This is a genomic window from Streptomyces sp. NPDC059037, assembly GCF_042740015.1.
In the GTDB taxonomy this organism is placed as follows: domain Bacteria; phylum Actinomycetota; class Actinomycetes; order Streptomycetales; family Streptomycetaceae; genus Streptomyces.
The window spans coordinates 1-7,987 of record NZ_JBHYIG010000094.1; the positions used below are offsets into that span (position 1 = coordinate 1).

A 7,987-nucleotide genomic window follows, 5' to 3' on the forward strand; every position below is an offset into this window, starting at 1 on the left:
GCGTTTTTTTGTTTCTCTAGCCGCGGGGGCGCGCGCGGGCCCCCCGGGGGCCCCCCGTGCGGGCGGGGGGGGGGTGGGGGGGGGGGCGCGGGCCCGCCGCCCCCCGCGCCGACGCGGCGGCGCGGGCCCGCGCGTCGGCCCGTTCGGCCGCGTCACGGGCGGCCGGCAGATCGGCGGGCGGCCGTTGTGCGGCGGCGGCCGCGTCCGGTTCGGCGAGCAGGGAACGCACCGCCGCCTCCTCGTTCTGCCACGCGTCGATGCGGTGCTGCAGCGCGCGGTGCCGCTCGTCGTCCAGGAGTGCGCCGGCGGCGTCCCCCGGCGTGTCGAACCCCGCGCGGAAGGCGGCGTCGGCGAGTCGCGCGTCGGCGTCCTTGAGCCGCTGGGCGGTGTCGTCGGCGGTGCGGGCCGCCTCCGAGGCCTCGGTCAGGAGCGCCGTCTGCCGCTCCAGCTGCGCGGCACGGGCGGCGACACTGCCGCTGGCGCCCCTCGCGCGGGTCAACTCGGCCTCCAGGGCCTCCTGTTCACGGTCGAGCGCCTCGCGCCGCGTGGCGCGGGAGGAGGCCCTGAGCGCGGCCTCGTGCCGCGCGGCGACCCTGCGGTCGTGCTCGCGCTCGGCCTTGTCGAGAGCTTCCCGGGCGGCGCGCAGACCTGATGCGCGGTCGCGCACTTCGGCGTGTTCAGCCCGCAGCCCCTCGACAAATGCGGCGATTTCCTCGACGGACGGACCCTGCGGGGATTCGGGCAGAGCCCGCGAACCGTCCGGCGCGGTCGCCGCACCCGATGCGGCGGCGCCCTCGGCGGCAAGGGCTCCCGGGATCTCGCCGTGGTGCCGCTCGGCCTGGATGCTCAGCGGCTGGGAAAGGGCCCGCGAGCCGTCCGGCGCGGTCGCCGCACCCGAAGCCGCGGCGCCCTCGAAGGCCAGGGCCTCCCGGATCTCGCCGAGGTGCCGCTCGGCCCGGGTGCTCAGCTCGCCCGCCTGCCGGTAGGCGGCGAGGGCTGCCTCCTCGGTGGCGCGGTCGACGTGCCCTGCGGACTTGGGTGCGGGCGCCGGGTGTTCGGCCGAACCGCACACCGCGCACGGGGCGCCGTCGGTCAGCCCCGCGGCCAGCTCGGCCGCGATGCCGCCCAGGCGCTGCTCCTTGAGGGTGAGCCAGTGTTCGTGCGCGGCGGTGGCGCGCTCCCGTGCGGCGAGGGCGCTCTCGTGCACGCGGGCCGCTTCCCCGGCGAGCCGGTCGCGGCGCTGCGCCGCCGCCAACCTGCCCTGGGCGGGCTCCAGTCGGCCCGCGAGGTGTTCCGCGCGCGTGGCCGCTTCCTGGGCGGACTCGATGCGCCCCTGGAGTCCGGCGCGGGTGGCCTCCCAGCCGTCGAGCCAGCCCGCGGCCTCCCGCAGCAGTTCGTCGTCGGCGCGCTCCTCGCGCTCCAACGCGACACGCTCCGTGCCGAGTTCGGCGAGGCGGCGTTCGGCGCGCCGGGCCGATTCGAGGCCGCCGAGCTCCTCGGCCGCCTTGCGTGCGGCGCCGGCGAGTCCCGCGGCCCCGGCGTCCGCGAACGTGGCGGGCAGCTGTCCCCGCGCGCGGGCCTCATCGGCGGTGGCGCGCCGGTGTTCCTCCTCGGCGGCCCGGCGCAGGCCGAGCGCCGGGGCGACCGTCTCGGCCTTGCGGGACCGCTCCATGCGGTCCTTGTTCCGCCGATGGTCGTCCGCGCGCTCCTCGAGCCGTCCGGCCCGCTCCTCGGCCTGGGCGAACCGCCCTTGCAGCCGGTCGAGTTCGCGTACGTCGTCGAACCGGCGCGCCGCGGCGGCCTGCCCGGACTCGGCGGCCGTGAGCGCGCACCGTGCGATCGCGCACCGTTCACGGGCGCTCGTGCGGGCCACGGCGGCCCATGTCAGCACGGCATCGGCGAGCCCCGGGTCGCCGGGCGCCAGGTCGGGCAACGGCAGCTCGGCGGCATCGCTTCCGGCCGCCTGCTGCATCCGGTGCGCGTCGGCGAGCAGCTCCGCGTCGCCCTCGCGCACCGCACCCTCGGCCTCGCGCCGCTGCTCGGCCAGGCGCTGCTCGACCGCGGCGAACCTGCGGGTGTCGAAGAGCCGCCCCAGGAGTTTGCCGCGGGCCTCGGCGTCGGCCCGCAGGAAGCGCGCGAAGTCGCCCTGGGGCAACAGCACGACCTGGCAGAACTGCTCCTTGCTCATACCGAGGAGCTGGCTGATCTCCTCGCCGATCTCCTGGTGGGAGCGGCTGAGATCCTTCCAGCCGCCCTCGTGCCCGGCGTCGGCGGCCGCGTACTCGCGCAGCCAGCTCTGCGCCTTCTCCATGGTCGTACCGGTGCCGCGCTTCTTCGGGCGCTCCCAGGGCGGCTGCCGGGTGACCTCCAACCGGCGTCCTGCCACGGTGAGTTCGAGGCACACCTCGGTGCGCGCGCCGGCCTGCGCGTGGTCGCTGCGCAGGGTCACGCCCTGGCCGGCGCCCTGCCGGGGTCCCGGCACCGAGCCGTACAGGCCATAGCAGACGGCGTCCAGGACGGAGGTCTTCCCGGCGCCGGTCGGGCCGTGCAGCAGGAAGAGCCCGGCGGCGGAGAGCTCGTCGAAGTCGATGTCCTGGGTGGTGCCGAAGGGGCCGAAGGCGGTGATCCGGAGCCGGTGCAGCCTCATCGGGCGACCTCCCGCAGCGTGTCCTCGGTGCGGACGGTGTCGAACGCCGCCTCCAGGACGGCCCGTTCGCGCACATCGGGCCCGGCGCCGCGCACATGGGTCACGAAGTCCTCCGCGATCTCCTGGTCGCTGCGGCCCTTGAGGCGCTGTGCGTACGAGACGTCCGGGTCCTCCGGGGACCGTTCGGGGTCGAAGACGAGACTGAGCGTGTGCGGGAAGCGCTCGCAGAGGCGGGCCATGGGGTCGTCGGGGCGCACCGGGTCGGTGAGCGTCGCCTCGATCCAGGATTCCTCGTGGCGGGCGAGGTCCGGGTCGGCGAGCAGCACGTCGAGCCGTCCCCGGACGCGGGCGAGCGGGCGCGGCACCGGGCAGTCGATCCGCTCGGCGTGGATCTCCCCCGCCGCCCCCAGGTCGATGAGCCACATGGTCTTGTGGGCGGACTCGGAGAACGAGTACGGCAGCGGGGAGCCCGAGTAGCGCACCCGCTCGCTGATCGCCTGGCTGCCGTGCAGATGGCCGAGGGCCACATAGTCGACGCCGTCGAAGACGCCCGACGGCACGGCGGCGACCCCGCCGACGGTGATGTCCCGCTCGCTGTCGCTCGCCTCGCCGCCGGTGACGAAGGCATGGGCGAGGACGACGGAACGGGTGCCCCGAGCGCGAGTGGCCAGGTCGGCACGCACCCGGTCCATGGCGGCACCGATGACCGCCTCGTGCCCGGCGCGCGCCACCCCGAACTCGTCCTTGACCAGGGCCGGTTCAAGGTAGGGAAGGCCGTAGAACGCCACGTCCCCGTGGTCGTCGGCCAGCACCACCGGTTCGCCGCAGGCGGCGGGCGCGGTCCGCAGATGGATGCCCGCACGGCCGATGAGACCGGCGCCGACACCGAGGCGGCGCGCCGAGTCGTGGTTCCCGGAGATCATCACGGTCGGTACGCCCAGGTCGGCGAGCCGGTGCAGCGCGTCGTCGAACAGCTCGACGGCGGCGAGCGGCGGCACCGCCCTGTCGTACACGTCCCCGGACACGACCACGACGTCCACCTCGCGCTCACGCACCGTGGCGACGAGATGGCCGATGAAGTCGGCCTGGGCCCCGAGCATGTTCACCCGGTGGAACGCCCGGCCCAGATGCCAGTCGGACGTGTGCAGAACTCTCAAGACGCCGCTCCGGCCCGCAATGCTCTTCCCCTCCTACGCCGCCGGAGCCAGCACCGGCACAGCACGGGCCTCGCCGACAGCACCCACCACGCTAGCGCCTGATCACACCTGCTCGATCACGAATCCCCTCCTGTCTCCGGCACCGATGTCTCAAGCACCGACTGCGGCTGCGACACGTCGGACGCGGGAGGCTGTTCGAGTTCCGAGGAGGGCGGCTGCGGCGCGGCCGACGACGACGGCGGGGTGACCGGGGCTGACGACGGGGCCGATGTCGACGGGCACGGACTGCCGCCGGGCGACGGCCCGGTGCCGTCGGCGGGCGCCGAGACGCAGGGCTTGGGACTCCCGGACTCGGACTCGGACGGCGACAGGGACACGGAAGCGGTCGGCGTCGGCTTGTCCACCGGCGGTGTGGTCTTCTCGTCCCCGGCGCCCGTGTCGCCCTTGTCACGCTCGAACCATTCGCCGCTGTGCGGGTCGAAGATGACGAAGACGTTCACCACCTGGACGGCCGGCGCCACGACCACGACGTTCGAGGACCGGTAGCCGGGCCACGCGTCGCCCGTCTGCTTCGGGGCCTTCTGGGCGACCGGCGGCGTCAGCGGATTGCCGCAGGCGCAGCGCACCCGCGGTACGCCGCGGTCGTCGACGAGCACGGCGGTGCCGGCCTGCAGGACTGCCTGGTAGGCGGTCGGGGCGCCGTCGCGGTAGCCGTGGTTGGTCACGCGCGTGTCGACGCGCAGCTGTACGGGGGTGAGCGAGCGCAGGTAGGCGGGCACGGCGGACGGGTCGATGCCTTGGACCGAGGCGAACGCCTTGTTCTTCGCCGCGTCCTTCTGGAGTACGGAGACCTGCTTCTCCACGTCGCAGCTGCTGACCTTGCGCGTGCCTCCGTAGAGACCGGGTGCCGATCCGTCGACGCCTCGCGTCACGTTGGCGGACGCCGACGAGCTCGGCAGCGCGGTCGGGGACGGCGGCGTGCCGTCTTCGCGGGCGGTCGACTCGGTGAAGGGATCAGGACCCTTCTCGGCCGCGGGCTGGAGGAGCACCTCGCCCGCGGTGTCCGACGTGCCGTCGGGGCGCGTGAGGACGACGGTCAGGACCACCGCGGCCACGATCGCGGCGGCGATGACCGCCACGCGCGGCGCCGACTTCCACCAGGGGCGCTCGGGCTTCTCTCCGGGGCCCTCACCCGGACCGGTGGCTCCCCCGTCCGGCCCACCGGGGCCGGAAGGACCGCCCGGTCCGCCGCCTGATCCGCCGCCCGACCCCCCGCCCTGGCCACCGTCTCCCGGCGGACCGCCAGGAGGGCCCGTAGGCCGGTCGGCCGACGGCGTGGTCGCTCCGGGCTGGGTGGCGCCCGGCTGCGAGGGGCCCGAGAGCGGGCCGGACGGGGGCCCGGTGGGGCTGCCGGACGACGGCGGTTCGACGCTCACGATTTCTTCCCTGCGTAGGGGATCTGCGGGGCCTACAGAGAGTGCGCACGTACTCACACCCATTTGACCGTTACGCGCCTATTGTGTGCTCCGTTTCCCGGCAGCCCGCAAGCTGACGCGGTCGGCCCTCCCCGAGGGGCGGGCCGACGAAGCGCTGCTTAGCGTGACAACGTGAGCGACCAGAAACCGCCCCGGCGGGCCCCCCACGGATGGCTGCACGCCCTTGTGGCCGTGCTCGCCGCGCTCGTCGTCATGGCCGTGGTCGCCGCGCTCGGCCTCTGGGCGGCGGGGGCCGCCGATCTGCCCGGCGGAGCGTTCCCGAGCGTCGTCGCCGCCGTGGTCGTGATGGCGGTGGGCGGCTCCGTCAAGCTGTCCGGGGGCGCCGGTGCGATCGCCGAGACGAACGCGGACCTCTCCGTGCTCCCCCTCTCGGTCGGCCTCGCCGGGGCGTTGGTGATCGCCGCCGGATTCCTCAGGCCGCTGCGGCACCGGGCGGTCGCGGGCGCGAGCGAGCTGGCAGGCTGGGCCGGGCGGATCGCCGCTCTGTGGGTGCTGCTCCTAATCGGCCTTGGCCTCACGGCCAAGCACCAGTTCGCCATCTCTCTCGGCGAGGGGGAGGCCGCCGACATCGGCGAACTGCTCGATGCCTCGCCCAAGGTCGGCTTCGAGACCGAAGTGCCCCTCACCCTCGTCCTCGGTCTGCTGTGGCTCGCGGGCGTCCTCGCCGTGGCCCTGCTGGTCTCACGCGGGGCGCCGCTCCCCGCCCGGCTGCTGCGGTTCCAGGAGTCGGTGCGGCCCGCGGCCTTCGCGATGGTGGTGCTGCTGCTCCCGTACGTCGCCCTGGGGCTGGTCATCGGCCTGGTCGTGGCGGCGACGAAGGGGCATGCCGCCGAGACGCTCGCGGTGCTCCTGCTCGGGCTGCCCAATCTCGTCTGGCTCGCCTTCACGCTCGGGCTCGGCGCGTCCTGGGAAGGCCGCGTGGAGGGACCGTTCGGGCTGCCCATGCCGCAGGTCCTCGACGATGTCCTGCGTACGCCGGAGAACTCGACGCTCAATCTGAGCACCCTCGCCGAGTACGACGGCCGGGTGTGGTGGCTGCTGGCCGTCGCCGCGGTCCTGGTGCTGTCGGCCGCGTTCCTGATGGCGGCGCGCTCGCCCGCGCGGATGCGGGCCTGGCAGCACGCCGTGCACATGGCGGTGGCGCTGGTGCTGACGGTGCTCACGGTCTGCCTGCTGGCCCGCATCTCGGCGCACTACGGCCTCTCGCTCCTGGGCATCGGAGATCTCGGCGGCGGCCTCTCCGGCGTGGTCCTGCTGGACCCCAAGCTGTGGACCGCACTGGGCCTGGCCCTGGCGTGGGGCCTGGTCACGGGCTTCATCGGGAGCTTGCTGGCACGGCGGGTGCAGAGGCATGGCGAGGTGAGCGCCCCGAAGGGGCGCGGGGCTGTGTGACATATGCGGCTCCGCCGCGTGAGCGCGACTGGCCACGACGCACCCGCAGATACGCACGTGCCCCACGAACCCCTCAGCCCGAAAGCCGCCGAAACACCGCCCGCGCCCAGCGGGGCGGCTCCGGCGGCGCCCCCGTATCCGTCGGCGCCCCCTCGACCGGGACGTCAACCCGTGTCGGCGGATGCCCGGCGCCGCCGCCCGCAGCCGCACGCAAGGCGGCAACGAACTCCAGGCAGGACCCGTACCGATCCTCGGGACTCTTGGCCAGCGCCTTGGCCAGGACGTCGTCGAGGCCCCCGGCCAGATCCGGCCGCAGCTCGCTCAGGCGGGGCGGCTGGTCGTACTGATGGGCCCAGAGCAGGGCCATGTCGTCGTCGCGCTGGAACGGCGGGCCGCCGGCCATGGTCTCGTGCACGACGCAGGCGAGGCTGTAGACATCGCACCGGCCGTCCACCGGACGCCCCGAGATCTGCTCCGGGGCGACATAGTCGAGGGTCCCGACGAACTGGCCCACGGTCGTGAACCCGGTCAGCGAGAGTGACTTCTTCGTCAGCCCGAAGTCCGTCAGATAGACATGCTCCGGATGGTCGCTGTCCGTCCCCTTGGCGACGAGGATGTTGCCGGGTTTGACGTCGCGGTGGACCAGGCCGTGGTCGTGGGCCGCGTCGAGCGCGGAGGCGACCTGCACGGCGATGCGCAGCGCGGCCCCGACGGGGAGCGGCCCCGACTTGTCGAGCAGGTGACGCAGGTCGAGCCCGGGAACGTACCGCATGGCGATGTAGAGCACTCCGTCGGTCTCGCCCGCCTCGAATACCGGCACGATGTGCGGGTGCTCGATGGACGCGGCCACGCGTGACTCGTGCGTGAAGCGCTTGCGGAAGGTGTCGTTGCGGGCGAGTTCGGGCGCGAGCAGCTTGAGGGCGACGATGCGGTCGAGGCGCAGGTCCTTGGCCCGGTAGACGACGGCCATGCCACCGCGGCCGACCTCGCCCTCGATGCGGTAGCCGGCGATCTGCTTGCCGATCAGCTCCGACGGCCGCCCGGAGTGCACGCTCCGGCTCGTCTCGCGCGGTGCGGCTCCCATCAGGCGTCACCGGGCCGGGACGGCGGCGCGGGATCGACGGTCACGGGCGGGAGCATGAGAGTGGGTTCTTCGCTGTCCGGGACGGCTTCGACGACCCGCGTCGGCTCCGGGGCGTCCGCCGCGCCGCGATGAGCACTCGGCCCGGACCGCGGGGCGTGCGCCGGACCGACCTCCGGGACTGCCTCCGGGACGGCCTCGACCACCTGGGTCG

The 7,987-nt window shown here is 74.4% G+C and carries 5 protein-coding genes and 1 pseudogene; 1 reads left to right on the forward strand and 5 read right to left on the reverse strand.

Annotated features, from left to right (window positions below):
• Nucleotides 1-16 precede the first annotated feature (16 nt).
• The 3 genes from ACFWY6_RS20560 to ACFWY6_RS20570 form a co-directional block, all read right to left on the reverse strand.
• Nucleotides 17-2,647, reverse strand: a complete 2,631-nt coding sequence (locus tag ACFWY6_RS20560) for an AAA family ATPase (RefSeq protein WP_384692228.1) — start codon at nucleotides 2,645-2,647, stop codon at nucleotides 17-19.
• Entirely contained in the window at nucleotides 2,644-3,804 is a 1,161-nt protein-coding gene (locus ACFWY6_RS20565) for an exonuclease SbcCD subunit D (protein ID WP_384692230.1), read from the reverse strand. Before ACFWY6_RS20565 ends, ACFWY6_RS20560 begins: the two co-directional genes overlap by 4 nt.
• A gap of 116 nt (nucleotides 3,805-3,920) precedes the next feature.
• On the reverse strand, nucleotides 3,921-5,240 hold the full coding sequence (locus tag ACFWY6_RS20570; protein ID WP_384692232.1) for a DUF6777 domain-containing protein: 1,320 nt from the start codon (nucleotides 5,238-5,240) through the stop codon (nucleotides 3,921-3,923).
• Nucleotides 5,241-5,411: 171 nt separating this feature from the next.
• On the opposite strand from ACFWY6_RS20570, the gene ACFWY6_RS20575 reads away from it, so the two are divergent.
• Nucleotides 5,412-6,692 (forward strand): streptophobe family protein, encoded by a 1,281-nt coding sequence (locus ACFWY6_RS20575; RefSeq protein ID WP_384692234.1) that lies wholly within the window; start codon nucleotides 5,412-5,414, stop codon nucleotides 6,690-6,692.
• 73 nt (nucleotides 6,693-6,765) lie between these two features.
• On the opposite strand, the gene ACFWY6_RS20580 is transcribed toward ACFWY6_RS20575, so the two are convergent.
• Together ACFWY6_RS20580 and ACFWY6_RS20585 are read right to left on the reverse strand one after the other, a co-directional pair.
• Nucleotides 6,766-7,776 carry a serine/threonine-protein kinase gene (locus ACFWY6_RS20580; protein ID WP_384692236.1) on the reverse strand — a complete coding sequence of 337 codons (1,011 nt, stop codon included), beginning with the start codon at nucleotides 7,774-7,776 and terminating at the stop codon, nucleotides 6,766-6,768.
• Nucleotides 7,776-7,987, reverse strand: a pseudogene (locus tag ACFWY6_RS20585) (hypothetical protein); the annotation flags it as partial. The gene ACFWY6_RS20580 and the pseudogene ACFWY6_RS20585, both read right to left, overlap by 1 nt.

Bases quoted from the DNA above. Each gene is read 5' to 3' on its own strand.
- ACFWY6_RS20560 (WP_384692228.1), bottom strand. From the start codon at position 2,647: ATGAGGCTGCACCGGCTCCGGATCACCGCCTTCGGCCCCTTCGGCACC.
- ACFWY6_RS20580 (WP_384692236.1), bottom strand. From the start codon at position 7,776: ATGGGAGCCGCACCGCGCGAGACGAGCCGGAGCGTGCACTCCGGGCGG.